Here is a 266-nt window from a genome sequence, read left to right on the forward strand (position 1 = left end):
CACGTTGTATTATTAAAGGTTGCAGTCTCATAACATTCTGTTGCAGGTTCTGCAGGCTGACTACCAGTTACATCCCACGAACAAGTCGTATTATTAAACGTTGCAGTCTCGTAACATTCTGTTGCAGGTTCTGCTGGTTGTGATCCAGTTACATCCCATGAACACGTTGTATTATTAAATGTTGCCGTCTCATAACATTCAGTTGCAGGTTCTGCTGGCTGTGATCCAGTTACATCCCACGAACAGGTCGTGTTATTAAATGTTGC

At 42.5% G+C, this 266-nt stretch carries 1 protein-coding gene; it reads right to left on the reverse strand.

Going from position 1 to position 266, the window contains the following annotated elements; translation table 11 throughout:
- A partial coding sequence (locus tag Q0893_RS19540) for a hypothetical protein (protein WP_299278979.1) occupies positions 1-266 on the reverse strand: 266 nt, incomplete at both ends.

The organism is uncultured Psychroserpens sp. (genome assembly GCF_947494225.1).
Lineage (GTDB): Bacteria > Bacteroidota > Bacteroidia > Flavobacteriales > Flavobacteriaceae > Psychroserpens.